This window comes from Vibrio sp. N418, assembly GCF_000222565.1.
GTDB classification, from domain to species: domain Bacteria; phylum Pseudomonadota; class Gammaproteobacteria; order Enterobacterales; family Vibrionaceae; genus Vibrio; species Vibrio scophthalmi.
In genome coordinates this window covers 55,355-73,895 of the sequence record NZ_AFWD01000035.1, presented here as the reverse complement: position 1 = coordinate 73,895, position 18,541 = coordinate 55,355, and the positions used below count along the sequence as shown (strand labels likewise).

The window sequence follows — 18,541 nt, the reverse complement described above, 5'->3', positions numbered from 1 at the left end:
ATCATTAAAGTGAAATGCCAAGCTGGACGATATCATCCCAATCACTATCTTGAGCGGGTTGTAGCCCCTTAATACTTAGCATTTTGAAGCTTTTTTGTGCTTGAGGATCTTTATTTAATAGTTCGACCGCCTTACGTAATGACGTTTGTGTTTTTTCATCCACTTGGTTTGAGACCGCGAAAGCATGGGGCGTGTAGGAAGCGGTTCGATAGATGATTTTGAGATCCTGCTTTGCTTCATCATTGAAACTCTTGAAGGTTCTACCTACCCCACCACCGCTAACGTACAGCCCTTTAGCAACCCCTAGATATACGGAATCATGTGAACCAACGTATTTGGGCGTAAACGTTATCCCTTTTTGTTTAAGCTCCGATTGGGTCAGGATTGACGCTGCAAACGCTCTGGGGGCCGGGAATGCAATCGTCGCTCCTTCTAAATCGCTTAGTTCACCTTGCCAATCACGCTTCGCGACAAGTATGCCCGTGATCTGCTTATCTTTAGCATGCGCAACAGCGGTATAGCCGGGATTATGATTGACCAAGGTAAAGTGATACGGATTCATATAGCTCATATCATATTCCCCAGCGGCTAAGCGTTTTTCAAAGGTGGGGATATCTCTTGCAGTCGCAAAAGTAATATCGACTCCGGCTAATTCTCCCCAGCGATCGAGAAGCGGTTGCCATTGCTGGGCGAGTTTTGCTGCTGATTGTTGCGGCACGACGCCAAAGACCAACTGTTGCTTGTCCGTTGCATGACTCGTAAATGCGATCAGCGTTAAGCCGAGTAATACTGTAGTGCGTCTGCGGCTAGCCCTGAAAATAGTCTGTAACATTGCTCTAATCATCCTGATCTTTTCCTTAAATCCCTTTAAGTTGACCGTGTTTTCGGCCCTCTATTGATAGTAGTCAACGATTCGCATCTTCGTCGTTATATTCTGTTCTAACTAGCAGATTTTATTGAAAACAGTGACTGAGAGAAGGTCGCCTTTTAGAAGGGAGGTCTTTTACGATATGTTTCAATCGAAACAATGCTGATTAACTTGTGCTATTTCGCAGAAACAACCGGCAAGTTAGAGTTATATCAATAATTTCCTTAACATTACGACGTTTTGTTTATCGTATGGATTGAAGGAGAGGGGGCGATGAGTAAAAGTGTACCTGTAGTAACGCTGCTACTGTTGATCATCGGTTATTTTAGTTATCAGCATTGGGTGGTTAAACCGCAATATATCGAGCAGCGCGCCAAAGGAATGGTGTTGCAGATTGCGTATGGTGAGAATTGGTTCAATCCACTTAGTCATAATGAAGATAATCCGGTTTACCACACGACATTAACCGTCAACAGCGCATTTGATGGTGTCGCGTATGCAGATGCGAGAATTGAATATGTTGATGATCAGAAGACAGTGTGTAAGCAGATCCGCTTTCAATTTTCAGTCGAGTCATTGAACGATTACCATTTGTTGTCACAAACCGATTGTGCAATGGGCGCTAGCTAAAAAGCGGATAAATTCAGAGGGGAACTTTGCCGTGTTTAGGGGTTTACAATTCTAGGTAGATATCGCAATCTCAATGCTTCGCTTTTACAAGAGTTTGCATCAATGTCTCCAGAATTGTCTTCACATAACATCAAATTTATTGCCTCTGATATGGATGGCACACTGCTTGATGAATCGTCTCAGCTCGATCCTCAGTTTTTTGATCTTTATCGCCAACTCACCGAGCAAGGCATCATCTTTGCCGCCGCGTCCGGTCGCCAATACGCGAGTTTGAAACAGACATTTTTACCCATTCAAGATGAGATGATGTTCATCGCGGAAAATGGCACTTTTGTAATGCATAATGGGGTAGAGCTGTATAGTTGCCCATTGGATACTCGTACTGCGCGTGAAGTCGTGGTCGCGGCGCGTGAGATAAAAGGCGCTTATACGGTGTTGTGCGGAAAAAATTCTGCCTATATTGAAACCCAAGATCCGATTGCGTTAGCAGAGTTGAGTAAGTACTACCATGCATGTCAGTATGTGGAAGACTTGTTGGACGTTGACGATGAGTTTATTAAAGTCGCGATTTGTCATTTTGATAGTACTGAACAATTTGTCTTCCCAACGATGAATGCAAAATTTGGCGCAACTAACCAAGTGGTGGTCAGTGGCCGAATTTGGCTTGATATAATGCATGCCGAGGCATCAAAAGGCGCAGCAATAGAACATTTACAAAAGACGCTTGGTTTTACTCATGAACAAACCATGAGCTTTGGCGACTACTTTAACGATGTAGAGATGTTGAAGGCGAGTTACCACTCTTATGCCGTCGAAAATGCCCATCCAGAAGTGAAAAAACTAGCTCGTTTCCGAGCACCGAGCAACATTGAAGCGGGTGTGATGCAAGTGCTCAAAAAAACGGTGTTGAATCAGGCGTAGCTACGCTTTTTGATGTTGAAATCAATCCCTGCTTATTGATTGGCAGGGATTGTTGGTATTCGCAATAATCTAACCGATGTGGGTCATCTTGTTTAGCGTAAAGCTAACAATCGCATCTTGCGTCGCTTGGACGTATTGAGCGATATGTTCGGTGGCTAGGTGCGTTTGTAAATGTGCTTCTGACGCCCAGTTTTCGTAAAAGACAAAATGCGCAGGGTCTTGATTGTCCTGATGTAAATCGTAATTGATGCAGCCTGCTTCTTTGCGTGTCGGCTCAATCAATTTCAGTAATTCATTTTTTACCAATTCAATTTTATCCGCATGTGCGACGATATTAGCCACGATGGTTAATTTGGTCATCGACTTCTCCTTAATTTATCTTTTTGCTCAAACTGTCAAAGCGATAGCGGCTGGCCGACGCTTTGTTTTCTGCACTAAGCATAATCTTTGATGAGCCAATAGAAAACGTGCCTTCGCTTAAACCAGTTTCAAATAAAATTTGATAATCAGCCGATGTTCCACTCGATGGTTCTCCTTGATCCTAACTGTCGGTGATCGTTTATGCTGAGCGATTGAACTGGGCGCGATATTGCTTGGGAGAGATGCCCACCACGCGGCGAAAATGATGGCGCATGCTCTCGGCATTATTGAAGCCCGATTGCACGGCGAGTTGTTCAATACTGCCGTTATCACTCTCCAGCATTCCCTTAGCTAACTCAATGCGCTGTATGATTAGCCACTCTTGCGGCGTCAAATCCATACTGGCGCGAAATTTTCGGTCAAAGGTTCTGCGTGACATATTGGCTTTCTCTGCCATCAAATCAACGCTGATGAACTGGTCCAGATTGGCTCTCGCCCACTGTAGTGACTCTGAAAACTGGTTGGCCACTTGTAGCATTGGCGTATCGACAAATTGCGCTTGGCCACCATTTCGATGAGCTGAGACCACTAAACGTTTTGCTACTTGGTTAGCAATGGTATAGCCAAAGTCTTGTCTTACCACGGCAAGCCCGAGATCTAACCCTGCCGCGCTGCCTGCTGAGCAGCCATATTGACCATCAAACACATACAGTACATTACTGGCGTAGTTAACTTGTGGAAATCGTTCACGAAATCGCGCTTCAAACGCCCAGTGCGTGGTTGCTTGTTTACCATCAAGAAGACCCAGTTCACCGAGTAAAAATGCCCCGGAACAAAATGAAATGATGCGTTTATTTTGCTGCGCAAACCGCAGTACTTCGGTTTTTGTTTTTGGGTCAATGTCAGCGGTGTGGGTCGGCCAACTGGGAATCACTAACATATCGTAATCAGTAAGATCAGCCACATGCTTGGTTTTCATCACGATATCACCTGTCGTCGTGATGGCTTGGTCAACGAGATTGATGACCTCTGCCTCATACCAATGTTCAAATTCAGGTCGAGATAGCGCAAACATCTCAACCGCGCAACCCAGTTCGAAGAAGGAGATGTCGGGGTGTGAAAGTATTGCCACGCGCATGATTGTCATCCTTAACATGTCATTAACTTGGCTTGATATTAACGAACCTTGACTTGAAAGCCAATGGTGATGATGTGTTCAACGATGAATAATGGTGGTAGGTAATTAAGCTAAACGATAATCGATAGACGAGACACAAGGAGAAGTTATGTCGAGTGCCGTATCCAGGGTTCCTGCCGCACAGAGCGAGAGAGCATTGCGTCATTTTAGTGCTCAATTAGAGTTCGAAACCGATTGTTGGGATGTGCATCATGCGCTTACCAATCAAAGACAAGACTTTATTTTGGTCGATGTGCGGGGCAATGAATTATTCGCTCAAGGGCATATTGCTGGCGCGGTGAATATTCCTCATAGCCGTTTAAATGAGAAAGCACTTGTTGATTACCCTCTAGATTGCCTGTTCGTTGTCTATTGTGCTGGGCCGCACTGCAACGGTACGGAGAAAGCCGCGATTCGCTTAGCTAAGCTTGGGCGTCCGGTGAAGAAAATGATTGGTGGAGTGACGGGATGGCTCGATGAAGGGTTCGACTTAATAGGCTCATAATAAAGTCATTCTGCTGATAACTTGCATTGGTTGGTGGTTTTATATGCAATCTAGGTTTCAATTTTCAATAGTCTATGCAAATTATGCATAGACTAGCTGACGAAATATCATTAGTAACTTAGTGCCTTGGCCACTAAACTCCGCGCTCATTTTTTACCTCATGGACTTTGTATGTTCTCACAATCGCTGAAAGCTCAGTTAACCAGAATGGTGCTGTTGCTGGGTTTGACGCTCGTTGTAGTTCATCACAGCGAGCCGTTACTTGAGTTGCTTGCTCAGCAAGCCGTAGACATGGGATGCCATCAACAAAGTGGCGTATCAGAATCGGATACCCATTCGCATCACCATTAATTTGCTGGCCAATTCGCGTACTGATGGCCAGATCATTTCGATAAGTTATTAAGACATATTATGAGTATTTTCCGCTTTCCATTATTGGTTTGGCTAGGGATCGGCATTTTGATCACCAGCCTTGGTATTCGTCAGTCATTTGGCATTTTTATGATGCCCATTTCTGAACACTTTCAAACGGGGCGAGAGTTTTTTAGTTTTGCTATCGCTTTGCAAAACTTACTGTTTGGTGCTTTTCAGCCATTTATTGGTATGGCAGCAGACAAATTTGGTTCAAAACGCATTATCTTTTTAGGTGCACTTTCTTATGCGTTGGGTCTTTATTTAACTTCAATTACCTCTGAAGCGAGCATGTTATATGTTTCTTTGGGCGCGTTAGTTGGCCTTGGTCTAAGCTGCACCAGCTATGTGATTGTTTTGGGGGCGGTGGCTAAAGTGGTACCCGCTGAACATGCGGCAAAAGCGTTTGGTTTAACCACTGCGGCGGGTTCATTTGGTATGTTTGCGGTCATACCTGGTGCCCAATGGTTACTGATGGATTTTGGCTGGCAGCAAGCGATGCAGGTGTTCGCGGTGCTATGTACTGTGATCATGGCGTTGAGCTTATTTATGAAAACAGCGCAAAGTAATAATGTGGCGAACAATCAAAATGGCCAGGATGATCTTACGCTGAGTCAGGCAATCAAAGAAGCATTTCATCATCGTGGTTACTGGTTGATTCATGCGGGTTTCTTTGTGTGTGGTTTTCACGTTATGTTTATCGCCACTCATTTACCAAGTTACTTAGCCGATAAACACTTGCCAGCATCAAGTGCGGCAATGGCTTTGGCTTACGTCGGCATTTTCAATATCTTTGGTTCGTATTTCTGGGGTGTGATGGGTGATCGCTTCAACAAGCGCTATGTGATGTCTGCGCTGTATTTGATGCGAACTGTGGTGATCGCGGGTTTTGTTACTTTGCCGATCACAGAAAACACGGCGGCTATTTTTGGTGCCGCGATTGGTTTTTGTTGGTTAGGCACAGTGCCGCTAACCTCAGGGCTGGTGCGTCAGATCTTCGGTGCTCGTTATCTATCAACCCTATACGGTTTGGTGTTCTTTACTCACCAAGTCGGTAGCTTCCTTGGTGCATGGGCGGGTGGCCGTATTTATGATTACTATGGTAGCTATGAGCCAATTTGGTGGTCGACAGTCGTATTAGCCTTTATCGCGGCACTACTTCATATTCCAATTAATGACAAGCCAGTCACGCGATTAGCAACGGCATAATCATTAAGCGTAATATTACCGATATTTTAGAGAGCTGGGTTATACTCAGCTCTCTTTCTATCTATCGTTTGTGGTTACCCATGTTCTCAGAATGGCTTACCTCTGAGGCCCTGATTGCGGCATTTTTGATCTTTGTTGGCTCATTTGTGCAAACCTCGATTGGCTTTGGCTTGGCTATCGTCGCATCACCGCTGTTATTTTTGGTTTCTCCTGACTATGTGCCAGCGCCGATCTGCTTGGTGGCATTGTTCATCTCATTGTTAAATGCCTTGAAATACCGCTCAAGTATTGAAATTGGTGGCCTAAAAATGGCGCTGATTGGTCGCGTTCCTGGATCGATTGCTGGTGGTGCTTTACTCGTGATGGTTTCTGGTAATGCGCTGGCCTTATGGTTGGGTATCTTGGTGCTGTTCGCTGTATTAGTCAGCCTATTGCCTGTGCGAATTGAACCGACCCCAACACGTATGGGGATTGCCGGTTTTTTCTCAGGCTTTTTTGGTACCAGTAGCGCGATTGGCGGTCCACCAATGGCACTGTTGCTGCAACATCAAGAAGCGAATCAGTTGCGTGGTAATCTATCGGCGTTCTTTGTTTTCAGCTCGATTATTTCATTGTGTGTGCAAATACCGGTTGGCTTTTTAAATACGCATCATCTTTGGATCACTATTCCGTTGTTGCCTGCGGCTTATTTGGGCTATCGCTTAGCGCGAGCGACAACGGGCTCGCTACCAAAGGAAAAAATTCGAATTGGCGCGTTGGTGTTATGTTCTCTCAGTGGGGCAACGGCGGTGTGGCAAGGGATAATGGCATTATAATTCATATTAGGTTCATGTAATTTATGAATACTAGCAGTGTCTGTTTGGTTGATCATATTGACGATAGACCATAAGCTACTGGGCATTAGATGAATTCCGTTCACTCTCTATGTTTTGTATTATCATTTTTTAAAAGAGGGTAAAAATATGCGAACACTCGGTAACATCATTTGGTTTTTATTCGGTGGTGTCTTTATGGGGCTAATGTGGTGGATGTTTGGTCTGCTTGCATTCATCAGTATTATCGGTATTCCATGGGGTAGAGCCTGCTTTGTGATGGGGAATTTCTCGTTTTTCCCATTTGGTAAAGAGGCGATCTCTCGTGATGAACTAACCAATGAAATGGATATTGGTACCAGCCCGTTGGGTGTTGTCGGTAACGTGATTTGGTTCCTATTGGCTGGCGTGTGGTTGGCGATTGGTCATATTCTCTCAGCCGTCGCATGTTTTGTGACCATTATCGGTATTCCATTTGCTTTACAGCATTTGAAACTGGCGGTGATTTCACTCGCACCGATTGGTAAAACCGTGGTATCGAAAGAAGAAGCGGCTGCAGCTCGTTACTCAATTCGTCGCTGAGTCTATTGTGACATTGTTGATAGACAAGAACTGTAACAGACAGAACGCCGCTGAATAGCGGCGTTTTTACTGCTAAACGTTTTTATAGCTAAAAGTCTGCTTAGTAAGCTCTAATACCAAACGCACGTAATTGGCTGGGTAACACCTCATCGAGTCTATCGATCTCATCGACACAAACTTCAATTAAAGCGAACTGGTGCTGTTGGTAGAGCGTTTTGATTGCCTGTTTACTCATCTCGTCAGTCGGCCCTTGATCATCGCCCCAATATTGCAGATACACCTTTCCTGTCGGGAGATAAAAATCACACAATTGCTCTTGTTCAATCGGCAATGGGCGATCATAAGCGTGAACAATGCCATTCATATAGAGCCAGTTATCAATGATTAACTCACCGCGAGAGCGAACATAATGGCCATCTAAGGTGCGATGTTTGGCGGCAAATTTTTGCTGGAAATTAGAAAATGACTTATCGGTCGCATTGGCTTGTGCATCTTGGCCTAAAAATTCTATTACCGTCTGTTTTAAGCGCTGATTGTGTACGATGGTATCGTGCCACAGGGCATAGTGTTGCTCGCTTTGGCTATCAACACGTTGCTGACCGCCGTGCGTTAAGCCGGATGCGGTGACATGCCAGCCACTGTCTGTTTTATTGATCCAACCCAGCTCACTGAGTAGTTGATTAATTTTTTTAGCATTGAGTTGAAAGCGTTCACCGATCTGCGTTGCGGTGAGCTGTTTTCCATCCGTCAGTGCATCGTCGATCAACAGGTTCTCGGGCCAAATAATGTATTGACCAAACTTGGGATGTTGGAGGTATTCTCCGCCGAATCTACGGCCCAGTTCGGTCAGCACCCAACTCTCTTCACTGCGATTAATATAACCAGCATGTTTTAGGTCATTGAACAGTTGTTTAACATCAATACTACGCTGTTTGGCCAGCTGAGAAGTGGATATTTTAGGTTGGGTCACGCATGGCTCCTTTGCGCTACAAGTTAGGTCTATTTTGGCAGCAATAGTGGTGATAATCTATGTTTGTGTCGTACTCTTAGGCCAAGCTCACGCGATAAAAAAGGAGGCGAAGCCTCCTTAGTCAGTTCACACTAGAATGTGTTTAATACCACCTGATTTCGACCAAGCCCTTTAGCTTGAGAAATCGCCTTGTCGGCATTACCGACGGTGATATGTTGGCTGTCACGAACCCGAGTTACGCCCATACTGATGGTGTAATGGATGTCCTCACCGTTATAGCAATAGGCGTGCTTTTCGATCAACTGCCTAAATAAATCACATTGGTCATAGGCGTCATTTTCATCATTGGCATGGAACAAGACGCAGAATTCATCCCCACCATAACGCGCATGACTAATTGCTTTCGGCTTGGCAAAGCAGGTTTGCATCAATTCTGCAGTGGCGAGGATGATCTTGTCGCCACATTTGTGCCCGTGATTGTCGTTGATCAACTTAAAGCGGTCGATATCAATCAAAGCAAAAAAGACGTGCTGGTTATCGATGTTGTGGTCAATCGCTTCACGCATGATGTGCTTGTTATCCAACTGCGTCATGACATCTTTACTAAGCAATTTCTTGTGCAGTAATAAGTTCGCTAAAGCCACTTCTGAGTAATCACAGATCATGTGTACGATAGTACGATACGTTGGCATCATTGCTTGTATGTATATCACTGCGATCAATTCGTCTTTGCTAAACAGAGGTAAGCGGTAGTGACGGGCTTGAATCATCAGTTTTTTGGCCAACGGATCAGTATGCGCTTTGCTTTGGTAGTCGATGACGCCCGGAGAAAAGTGTTGTGCCAGTGGGTTATCACACATGATCACGCGGCTGTTACCGTGAAAGTCGACAGTGCTAAACTGGTTGTTATCGCGATCATACAGACAAAATTGCACACCTTGATGAGAGACGAAACGGTCAAGAATATGGCGGAATTGCTGTTTGAATTGGGCTAAATCTGTTTGGCGGTTTAGTGTCGACAAAGACTGATTAAGCTGGCGAATCAAATAGGCAATCGATGCTGAGATTAACAGTAACGAAGCGATAAAGATGGCCGTCAAACCAAATTGGTAAGAAGAGGCAAGAATATCAGATCGATCTGTTCCGGAGATGAAGACCCAGTTAAAGGCATTGTCGGTATCGAATACGGTGATTTTAAATTGGTCACGATAATAGTATTCGTAATGGCCAAATTGTTGCCCGGAATCAATCAAGGCGCTAATGCCGCCATGATAGCTCACAGAAGGGGAGCCAATACGGCTTGGATCTGGATGGAATATTAAGCGTTCAGTATGACGATCGATCACAAACACATAGCCATCGTTGAGCGTTCGTAAACCTCTGAGACTTTGAGTGGTATGCATAAGATCGAACTCAAGCCAGATTTGATTGTCGCTATCTGGGGTGTATTTAACTGCAAATACCCAATAGCCGGGCTTTTTCTCATAAAGAGAAGATACCGCTAAATTAGCGGACAGTTTGATCAGTGGTGTCCAAATAATGTCTGCGTTGCGCTCGGCATCGGTCGATTGCAGTGACACAGAGCGATATTGGCCAGTTTCTTGGTTTACATGGATCACATCGGCATACAAAGGAGAGTGCTTGAGAATGCGTTTTGCCGTGTTATTGAATTGCGTCAGAGATGTCGTGTTATCTAACAGGAACAGTTTGCTTGAGGCGGCTTCGATTTGAGTAGCAACTAAGCTAGAGGCGGTATTAAGGTTAGCAAGTGACTGCATATCAGCATCTTGTTCGGATGTTTTGAACTGCTGATAAGCCAAGTAAATCATACCGAGTGATAATAGTATAACGTACGGCCTGAGCGTGTGGATAACTAACTTAGGTAAAGCCATAACTGATTTTTGCCAACATATTTAAAATTATTGTGATTTGTGTCGTATAATAAACGGATTTTGTATGCACATCAATGCACTTTTGACAACAACTTGTCGCTTTTATTGAGTAGTAATAGGGGGCACATCACTTTGCGCCCCTCTTGGTGTGGAGAGAAATCGTATCTAATGAGCTCACTGATTGGCTCAGGAATTTTAGTTGGGTGAGAAATGAAAAATTGCGATTGAAACCGGTTCAAGTAGGATTTGCTTACCATCAATCGTCTGATGCAAATCTAATCCGCCAGTATTACAGATCATATTCCATTGCTGCTGTTCTTCACTCGGTAAGCTAAATCGCGCCGGTGCGTTGGTTTGGTTGATGCAATAAAATAGTTCATCGCCATGTTCGTCGATTCCTAGGTGCAAAGCGACCGCGGTGAGCTGATTCCAATCATCGTGAGAGAGATCTTTACCATCAAGACGGCGCCAAAAAATCCGGTTGTGGTTGCGACTCTCGCCACTGAATGCACGAATAAAGGGCAGCATATAGCGTTGTCGTGCAGCCACCATCTCTGCTAACCATTGTTTAAAGTTCTGCTGGTTTTGATTCAATTGCCAATTTAGCCAACTGATTTCGTTGTCTTGGCAATATGCGTTGTTATTGCCTCTCTGTGTATGTGACAACACATCAGCGGTTAAAATGTGTGGAATACCAAAGGAGAACAGTAGCGTGGCCATAAAATTGCGTTTCTGTTTTTCACGCAGGTTGGTCACTGATTGACTATCTGATGGTCCCTCAATTCCGTAGTTTGCCGAACGATTGTCACCGTGCCCGTCTCGGTTTTTCTCCCCATTAGCTTCGTTATGTTTAGACTTATAGGAGACCAGATCTTGCAGACAGAAGCCGTCGTGGTAAGTAATGTAATTGACGGTAAGGCGATAAGGCCAGTTGGCGGCGCTATAGAGATCTCGTGACCCCATCAAGCGTGTCGCGAGTTCTTTTAGATAGCCGTTATCACCGCGCCAAAAGCTCCGGCTAATATCGCGTAGGCGATCATTACATTCGTTCCAACCTTGGGGAAAATTACCGACTTGATAGCCATTTGGCCCGATATCCCACGGCTCAGCAATGAGCTTGGTTTGCTTGAGGACTGGATCTTGTGCCACCGCTTTGAAAAAGCCGCTGTTGGGATTGAATTGATCACCTTCGCGACCCAGTGTCGCTGCGAGATCGAAACGGAAGCCATCAATATGGAATTCATTAACCCAGTAACGAAGGGTATCCATAACTAGGTTAAGTGATGGTTGATACGCTAAGTTGATAGTATTGCCACAACCAGTGTAGTTGGCAAAATGAGTGCCATGGGCTAAGTAGTGATGTTTGTCGAGTGCTCTGAGGTTAAAAGCTGGCCCATCGGTGCCCCCTTCTGCTGTGTGGTTGTATACCACATCTAGAATGACTTCAATGCCATGGCGGTGCAGTTCTCGAATGGTGGTTTTTAGTTCAAAGACCGCATCGTATTCAGCGTAACGTGGATCTGGCACCATAAAGAGATAAGGATTGTATCCCCAATAGTTCACCTTGCGCATTGAGAGTAGGTGAGGTTCATGCATACAGGCCGTGATCGGCATTAGTTGAATCGTGTTGATATTTTGTTCGCGGTAGAAGGCCAACATCGTTTCACTGATCAAGCCAAGATAGCGGCCTTGTTGGCTGGTTGATACGTCAGGATTGCATTTAGTGACGCCTTTTACATGAGTTTCAAACAACACCATTTCATCGCGAGGTCGGTTGGGTTTGCTAACGTCTTGCCAGTCAAATCTATCATTAGTCACGACACATTTAGCCAGCTTAAAACTTTTTTCAGCGTTAAACGGTAAGACGTAACCCAGTTCACGTTCTAGAGCTTTGGCATAGGGATCGGCGAGGTAATGCAAATGGCCGTTGATCGTTGTGATGTAACCGTATTTTTGACCTGCTTGAATATCGGCAATGTAAGTGTGTTTCACGCCTGCATATTCATGCTCTAATGGATGAGTAGTATAACTGCCAGAATCGTCAAACAACGCCAGTTGAATGTCAGGGCAGTCCGGCGAATGAATCGCAAAGTTACACCCTTGTTGAGTTAGAGTGGCACCGAGCGGATATGGGCTTGAATTAGTCACTGTCATTGATTTTATTATGTGTCTTCTGTAAGTGGATTTATCACTTGGTTAAGTACTTAAATGCCATCCAATTTTAGAGCAGAGATGCCCGCTTGAATTAGCATACTGTTATCTCTTTTTCTAAATAGTGAACTATATTGCATTTTGTATTACAGAATGTTGTCTAACTTTGACTATTTTTTATCGTCAAATGTGATCGATCTCCAGCCTCTAAGGTCGTAGAACCAATATTAATGCGCTTGTTTCTTAATCGGTTGCTAGAAAAATTAAGTGGTTTTTGGAGATATGCCTCCACAAAGGTTAAAAATAGTGCGTTTTTTGTTCGTTGTCGTCTAAATTAGACTCACTATTTTCCTGCTGCGAAATAGAAGGAAAGATAGTTGCAATATTGACCGCATATTGGTTAGGGGTATCTACGTCGAGGTAATGATTTTAATACAATGGAGCAAATATCCAGTGAAAAGGAAGACTAGGGTGTCTCGCGCTTTTTTCGCAGTATTGGTTGTTCTTGTGACGAGCTTAATTGGCGGTTGTTTTGATCAGCAGGGTCAGGCAATTAAATACCATGGAATCTACACCACCGATCAAGCCAATTTACCTCTGATACAAATTTATCATCAAGATGGGCAAGATTATCTACGTTCAGCTTGGGGAGTACTTGCAATTGATGTGAGTACTCAAGGAGCGATAAAAATACACGACAGTCGAGTCTCTATCTCGGGGCAGTTCACCCATGTTCAGCAGGGAGAATATCAACAAGCGCAATTTTCTGAAAATGGTCAACGCTATCAAGCGAAACGCCATCACGCCTTGCCTCAACATCAACTATTGGACAAATTGTATGACTCACCAGAGTGGTTTACATCGGTAGGTCAGCATCAAAGCTGTCAATTTTCGTCCTGGAGTGAAAATCCTGACGCAAAGTTTAATCGAGATTTGATTGACGAACTAATGCAGCTTGGCGAAAAAGAGTCAGGCCCTTTTGCTAACACGAATAGTTTTTTGATCGCTAAAAATGGCGAGATTGTCTACGAAAAGTACCTGAATGGCTGGCAATCTGCTTACCCGCATAGTGTTCAATCCATTACTAAAAGCTTAACCTCGATGATGGTTGGCGTCGCACAGCAACAAGGAAAATTGGGTGATACTCAACAAAAACTAAGCGAACTGATGCCGCAATATGAATCGCTGCTGCAAGGTGAAAAAGCCAGTTTAACCGTACATGATTTTCTCTCAATGGGCGCTGGACTTGAGTGGGATGAATGGGGCACACCTTATTCAGATCCCGCCAATATTCGTTATCAAGAAATGATAGAGAGTGACCCAGCTCGCTTTGTGCTCAGTCGTTCAATGGTCGATAAGCCAGGGATACGATTTAATTACAATGGTGGTTTGGTGACGATTGTGGGTCAACTTTTGGCAGAGCAAACTCAGCATGACAATTTTGCGGAGTTCATGAAGAGCAGTTCATTGCAAAGTTTGTGTCTAGAACATGCCTATATTAGCAAGCAAGCGGGGAACCACTCTAATACCGCTGGTGGGGCATTTTTGCGTTCGAGAGATATGCTCAAATTAGGGCTGTTACTCGATAACCAAGGAAAGTGGCAAGGTAACCAGATTATCTCACCGAGTTGGATAAAACAGATGACCACGCCTTATCTTGCGACGCCAATCTATAGCTCTGGGTATGGTTATTATTGGTGGATTGACCATATTTTTAGTGGTGGAAAAACCTATCAAGTCAATTATGCGCTTGGTTATGGTGGGCAAATGATCGCGGTTGTTGACGATCTTAATTTGGTGATTGTGCGCACTGCGAGTAATTTTGAATTGCTGTTGCCTCATACACGACTAATGAAAGAGTTTATTCTTCCTGCGTTTGGCCACTAGTGCTGATCGCTTGAGTCATACTTCTGGCATATATGTTGCGAACGCATAAATATTAACATTTATTTCACATTAAATTTAATTTCATAAGTGATTGAATTTAAATTTTTTTATTCTTATTTTTTGACAGCGAGAAGGAATGAATTTCGCCCCTTACTTTGACAGTTTGCCGCAACTCTCTACGCTTAATAAAAACGTCAAAGAAAAGGAGAGCGAAATGGCGACATTCAAACAGGACATTCCTAATCGTGTCACTATCTACCATGATGACCTTGAGCAGGAAAAAGCAGTAAAAAATGCACTAGCACCAGAGAAACCGCGTTATTTCAATGGTTCACCGACCTATCAGGCGGAGAGCGTCGAATCGTTTAAGCAGAAATTAGCCGATGTGGGAATGTCTTTGGATCGCTAGATAACGGACGAATGAATCGGTAACAGGCGACCAGTAACGGGTCGCCTGTTCTTTTTTGCGGAGTATGAATAACGTAAACATTAGCCGGATGACGGTGACCAAGTAACTAGGTGCTTTGTGCTATGGCGATAATACGGCGCAACACTGCTTCTTCGGTGACATTCGGGTTTCGATAGTAATTGAATATTTCTGAATTGATGGCTTGTTGGGCAATGGGATTCACCGCCATCGAGTCACTCATGCTCGGTATTGCCAGTCCGTTCTGGCTGGCTTGGATAAAGTCTTGGGCGGATTGTCTCTGGCAGGAATTGAAATTGGAAAGGTCGATATCGGTTCGCACTGGAACTGAGCCTTTAATTTGATTAAAGCGCGTTTGAAACGTTTTGTCTGCCAGCGCGTTGGCCACCGCAACCGCTTGTTGTTGACTAAAGTCAGGAGCGTCCATAAAGATAAAACTATCCATGTTATACAAAAATGCACCGTGTGATTGAGGTGCTGGATAGCAACCTATTTGCTGCGGAACTTTAACATCGGAAGCCAGCAGATCGCCTAAGATCCAGTCGCCGCCCAATTGAAATAGCGCTTTATTGTCGACTAAGGTTTGCGTTGCTGTATCCCAGTTTTGATTGGGCTGTAGCGGTTCAACAAAGCTAGCAATTTTGCGTAATTGGCGTAGTGCCAAGCGCATTTGCTCACTATCAATATGATCGCGTTTAAGCTCGACTAACGCTTTATGGTAAAAGTCGACGCCCCCGGAGGCGATCAGTAAGCTTTCAAAGAGTGACGCGATTTGCCAGCTTTGTTCACCAAGGGCTAAGGGCAATAGATTGGCTTGTTGAGCTTTTTCCATTGCTTGAAACATTGCTGGCCAAGTGGTTGGTACTTGTAGTTCGAGTTGATCGAGTAAACGATGGTTGACCCACATCCAATTTAGTCGATGTAGGGTGATAGGTAGCGCGATATAACCGTTAGCTGATTTATTGATACTGATGGTCAGTGGATGTAGGTTTTCATCCCATTGATGCTTGAGCGCGGTTTCGTTGATGCTGTGCACGATACCCACATCGTCCCATGCTTTGATACTTGGCCCTTCGATCTGTGCCACATCGGGTGTATTACCTGCCAACGCACGAGCTTGTAATACCGTCATCGCACTGTCGCCGCCGCCACCTAGAATCGCTGAGTGCCGCAATTGGATATCATGGTGTTGTAACTGATTTTCGAGAGCTTCTAACGCTTTGATTTCGCCTTTTGAAGTCCACCAATGGAGAAACTCTACCTCAGCAAAACTGTCGGCGGAAAAGCTGGTGATGATCATAGTGAGTAGTGTTTTGTTCATGCTTAATCTCTTGGAAATGCGAGCGTCGCGCATAGGCCGCCACGTTCTGTCACACTGAGTGATAAATGACCGCCATGCGCTTTGGCAATGCTTTGCGAAATAGTGAGGCCAAGACCATTACCCTCTTTATCGGTGTGACCACGAAAATAGGGTTGAAAGAGTTTCTCGAGTTGATTGGCTTCGAGATATTGACTATCTAACGAAGTGCCATGATCTTCGATCATTATGGTGATGGCATCGGCCGTTTCCGCAAGCGTAATTTCCGCCTTATGACCGTATTTGACGGCGTTATCAATCAAGTTTTGCATACAGCGCTTAATTGCTAATGGCTTGCCTGCATAAGCTTGCACTGGCCCGCCATGGATGAAAATTCGTTCGCCATTGGGATCGATGATAGCCGCGATATGCACCACTAATTGGCGTAAATCGATCGGCTCAATATCCTCGTGGATATCGGTCTCTTTGATGCACTGTAATGCGCCTTTAACCATCAGGTCGAGATCGTTGGCAATGCGTGAAAAGCGTTGCCGTTCAACCTCATCATCAAGCATTTCGGCTCTCAGTTTTAGACAAGCAATGGGGGTTTTTAAATCGTGAGATATAGCGCCAAACAGCATCTCACGATCTTTCATATGACTGTCGATGCGGCGATTCATTTTATTAAATGCATGCACTGCCGCTTTGAGTTCTGCGCTGCCTTCTTCTTTTAATTCGGGCACTTTCAATCGGCTTGACATAAGTGTGGCGGCCTTGGCTAGGCGACGGATGGGCCGGATTTCGCGCTGCACGACTACCCAAGTACAGATCAGCAACACCAACGCCGAAAGTAGCAGGGTAAACCACTCGCGAATTTCGAAATAGTTGGTCTCTAAGTTGATATAAGGCGCAGGTAGTACCGCGGCTAAATAGAACCACGCGTGTTGATCGACTTTGACTTGAATAACTAAAATCGGTGGGTTGAGATCGCCATAAGAGAGTGAGTAATGACCCCATAGCAACGGCAACTCATCTATGGGCAGCTCTTTGTTAAATACTTTCAGTTTGTCGCGGCGAGTAAACTCGACCTGAATCGTCGGGGCATTGTGCAGTTCTTGGCGCAATACCGACTCCACTTCGTTGATCACCATGGTTTTTCGTTTGCTATCAGGCAGGGGAGCGACAGGTATTTGGTGGTTGTTGAGTGAAACAAAAAAGCGTGTTCCGCCCATACTTCGCAGTTGATTAAGGACCAGATGACGATATTCCGGTGGCAATGTTTGGAAAAAAGAAATGGTTGAAGCAGCACTGAGCGCTAAGCTGTTGACCGTCGTCGTTAGCCCTTGCTGATCCTTTTCGCTGCTGTGTTGATACCAAATTAATCCGGCTAAAAACTGAGCTAAAATAATGACGCACAGCAAGAATAAGCTGGTGCGCATTGCCAAGGAGTTGCTCCACGCTTTAACTTTCATACTGTACGCCAGCTGTAAGCATGTAACCCTTGTTACGTACGGTCAGAATCAGTGAGCGATCTTTGTCATCAAGGTGATGACGTAGGCGGCTAATTTGCACATCGATACCCCGCTCAAATGGATCGCTGTCTCGCCCCCAGATTTCACGGGCAATGTCATCGCGCGACAGAATCGATTCGGCATGGGAGATAAACAACCCGAGTAACGAAAGGTCGGCGCCACTAAGTTGCTTGATGGTTTGTGTTGGCAAGTGAGTCAATTGGCGAGTGACTGTATCGAGTAACCAATTTTCGAAACGTACTCGACGTGCTAATTTGGCACTTTGGCTGGTGATGCTGCGACGGAGAATCGTTTTGATCCGGGCGAGCAGTTCACGAGGGCTAAAGGATTTGGTTATGTAATCATCCGCGCCCATTTCAAGCCCAGCGACGCGATCGGCTTCTTCAGTCACTGCGGTGAGCATAATAATCGGTACGTTCGAGGTCCGGCGAAGTTGTTGGCATAAGCAAAAACCATCATCGCCGGGCATCATGATGTCAAGGATGATGAGATCAGGTTGATGTGTTTCTAGCACTCGCCACATGGCTTGGCCATTTTCGGCACCGATAACATCAAAGCCGGCTTTCCCAAGGTAATCGCTTAATGCTTCGCGTAGATCACGATTGTCATCGACGACTAAGATTTGTTTGCCGCTCATTCACTTTCTCATCTCTTTCAATAGGCCAACTATGATGCCATTACAGGTGATTATCTCAATTGAAGTGAGTTAATTTATTGCTATTTAAGAAGTTATTTTTGTAAGTGAACTCTTACATTCGCGGAGGTTGCGAGGGAAGTTAAGATATTTTTGCGAAAACTGTTGGCTTGAATCCTGATTTTGCGAACTCATCGCTCACTCAGTAGGCTGGTCCTCGAACCTCAAGTTAACTTGAGTTAAGCTTTAGTGAGATAAACAGTAAACATTTGGTGG

Annotated in this window: 18 protein-coding genes; 9 read left to right on the top strand and 9 right to left on the bottom strand. The window is 44.7% G+C overall.

All coding sequences use genetic code 11. The features are described from left to right. Nucleotides 1-4: 4 nt before the first annotated feature. On the bottom strand, nt 5-844 hold the full coding sequence (locus RH86_RS05800; protein ID WP_009385494.1) for a phosphate/phosphite/phosphonate ABC transporter substrate-binding protein: 840 nt from the start codon (nt 842-844) through the stop codon (nt 5-7). Nucleotides 845-1,141: 297 nt separating this feature from the next. On the opposite strand from RH86_RS05800, the gene RH86_RS05795 reads away from it, so the two are divergent. Continuing rightward, nucleotides 1,142-1,498 (top strand): hypothetical protein, encoded by a 357-nt coding sequence (locus tag RH86_RS05795; protein ID WP_009385493.1) that lies wholly within the window; start codon nt 1,142-1,144, stop codon nt 1,496-1,498. Nucleotides 1,499-1,612: 114 nt separating this feature from the next. Further along, a complete protein-coding gene (locus RH86_RS05790; protein WP_009385492.1) occupies nt 1,613-2,419 on the top strand; it encodes a Cof-type HAD-IIB family hydrolase in 807 nt (268 codons plus the stop codon). 69 nt (nt 2,420-2,488) lie between these two features. Here the strand turns inward: RH86_RS05790 and RH86_RS05785 are convergent, their stop codons facing one another. Beyond that, nucleotides 2,489-2,779, bottom strand: a complete 291-nt coding sequence (locus RH86_RS05785; RefSeq protein WP_009385491.1) for a putative quinol monooxygenase — start codon at nt 2,777-2,779, stop codon at nt 2,489-2,491. A 199-nt stretch (nt 2,780-2,978) separates the two neighbouring features. Next, nucleotides 2,979-3,917, bottom strand: a complete 939-nt coding sequence (locus tag RH86_RS05780; protein ID WP_009385490.1) for a helix-turn-helix domain-containing protein — start codon at nt 3,915-3,917, stop codon at nt 2,979-2,981. Between the two features lie 148 nt (nt 3,918-4,065). Between RH86_RS05780 and RH86_RS05775 the strand changes: the two genes are divergently transcribed. The 5 genes from RH86_RS05775 to RH86_RS05755 all read left to right on the top strand — a co-directional run bounded on the left by RH86_RS05775 (nt 4,066) and on the right by RH86_RS05755 (nt 7,475). Further along, complete coding sequence (locus RH86_RS05775; protein WP_005599899.1) at nt 4,066-4,461, top strand: rhodanese-like domain-containing protein; 396 nt, start codon at nt 4,066-4,068, stop codon at nt 4,459-4,461. A gap of 171 nt (nt 4,462-4,632) precedes the next feature. Beyond that, on the top strand, nt 4,633-4,812 hold the full coding sequence (locus RH86_RS05770) for a hypothetical protein (protein WP_009385489.1): 180 nt from the start codon (nt 4,633-4,635) through the stop codon (nt 4,810-4,812). A 60-nt stretch (nt 4,813-4,872) separates the two neighbouring features. Then, a complete protein-coding gene (locus tag RH86_RS05765) occupies nt 4,873-6,081 on the top strand; it encodes an MFS transporter (protein WP_005599903.1) in 1,209 nt (402 codons plus the stop codon). A gap of 80 nt (nt 6,082-6,161) precedes the next feature. After that, nucleotides 6,162-6,896, top strand: a complete 735-nt coding sequence (locus RH86_RS05760) for a sulfite exporter TauE/SafE family protein (RefSeq protein WP_009385488.1) — start codon at nt 6,162-6,164, stop codon at nt 6,894-6,896. Between the two features lie 147 nt (nt 6,897-7,043). Then, nucleotides 7,044-7,475 carry a YccF domain-containing protein gene (locus RH86_RS05755; protein WP_005599907.1) on the top strand — a complete coding sequence of 144 codons (432 nt, stop codon included), beginning with the start codon at nt 7,044-7,046 and terminating at the stop codon, nt 7,473-7,475. A 100-nt stretch (nt 7,476-7,575) separates the two neighbouring features. On the opposite strand, the gene RH86_RS05750 is transcribed toward RH86_RS05755, so the two are convergent. The 3 genes from RH86_RS05750 to glgX form a co-directional block, all read right to left on the bottom strand. Next, nucleotides 7,576-8,445, bottom strand: coding sequence for a hypothetical protein (locus RH86_RS05750; RefSeq protein ID WP_009385485.1), 870 nt, complete (start codon nt 8,443-8,445; stop codon nt 7,576-7,578). Nucleotides 8,446-8,576: 131 nt separating this feature from the next. Further along, complete coding sequence (locus RH86_RS05745) at nt 8,577-10,274, bottom strand: diguanylate cyclase domain-containing protein (RefSeq protein ID WP_009385484.1); 1,698 nt, start codon at nt 10,272-10,274, stop codon at nt 8,577-8,579. Nucleotides 10,275-10,532: 258 nt separating this feature from the next. Then, nucleotides 10,533-12,491, bottom strand: coding sequence for a glycogen debranching protein GlgX (glgX, locus tag RH86_RS05740; RefSeq protein WP_009385483.1), 1,959 nt, complete (start codon nt 12,489-12,491; stop codon nt 10,533-10,535). Nucleotides 12,492-12,959: 468 nt separating this feature from the next. Here glgX and RH86_RS05735 point away from each other — a divergent pair, with 468 nt between their 5' ends. Together RH86_RS05735 and RH86_RS05730 are read left to right on the top strand one after the other, a co-directional pair. Then, entirely contained in the window at nt 12,960-14,375 is a 1,416-nt protein-coding gene (locus tag RH86_RS05735; RefSeq protein ID WP_009385481.1) for a serine hydrolase domain-containing protein, read from the top strand. A gap of 214 nt (nt 14,376-14,589) precedes the next feature. Continuing rightward, the gene (locus tag RH86_RS05730; RefSeq protein ID WP_038219333.1) at nt 14,590-14,784 is read left to right on the top strand and encodes a hypothetical protein; all 195 of its coding nucleotides are present in this window, start codon (nt 14,590-14,592) and stop codon (nt 14,782-14,784) included. Nucleotides 14,785-14,890: 106 nt separating this feature from the next. On the opposite strand, the gene RH86_RS05725 is transcribed toward RH86_RS05730, so the two are convergent. The 3 genes from RH86_RS05725 to RH86_RS05715 are packed head-to-tail and all read right to left on the bottom strand — an operon-like array spanning nt 14,891 to nt 18,268. Continuing rightward, complete coding sequence (locus RH86_RS05725) at nt 14,891-16,123, bottom strand: ABC transporter substrate-binding protein (RefSeq protein ID WP_009385479.1); 1,233 nt, start codon at nt 16,121-16,123, stop codon at nt 14,891-14,893. Between the two features lie 2 nt (nt 16,124-16,125). Next, nucleotides 16,126-17,571, bottom strand: coding sequence for an ATP-binding protein (locus tag RH86_RS05720; RefSeq protein WP_009385478.1), 1,446 nt, complete (start codon nt 17,569-17,571; stop codon nt 16,126-16,128). Continuing rightward, entirely contained in the window at nt 17,561-18,268 is a 708-nt protein-coding gene (locus RH86_RS05715) for a response regulator transcription factor (RefSeq protein WP_009385477.1), read from the bottom strand. Before RH86_RS05715 ends, RH86_RS05720 begins: the two co-directional genes overlap by 11 nt. Nucleotides 18,269-18,541: the final 273 nt, after the last annotated feature.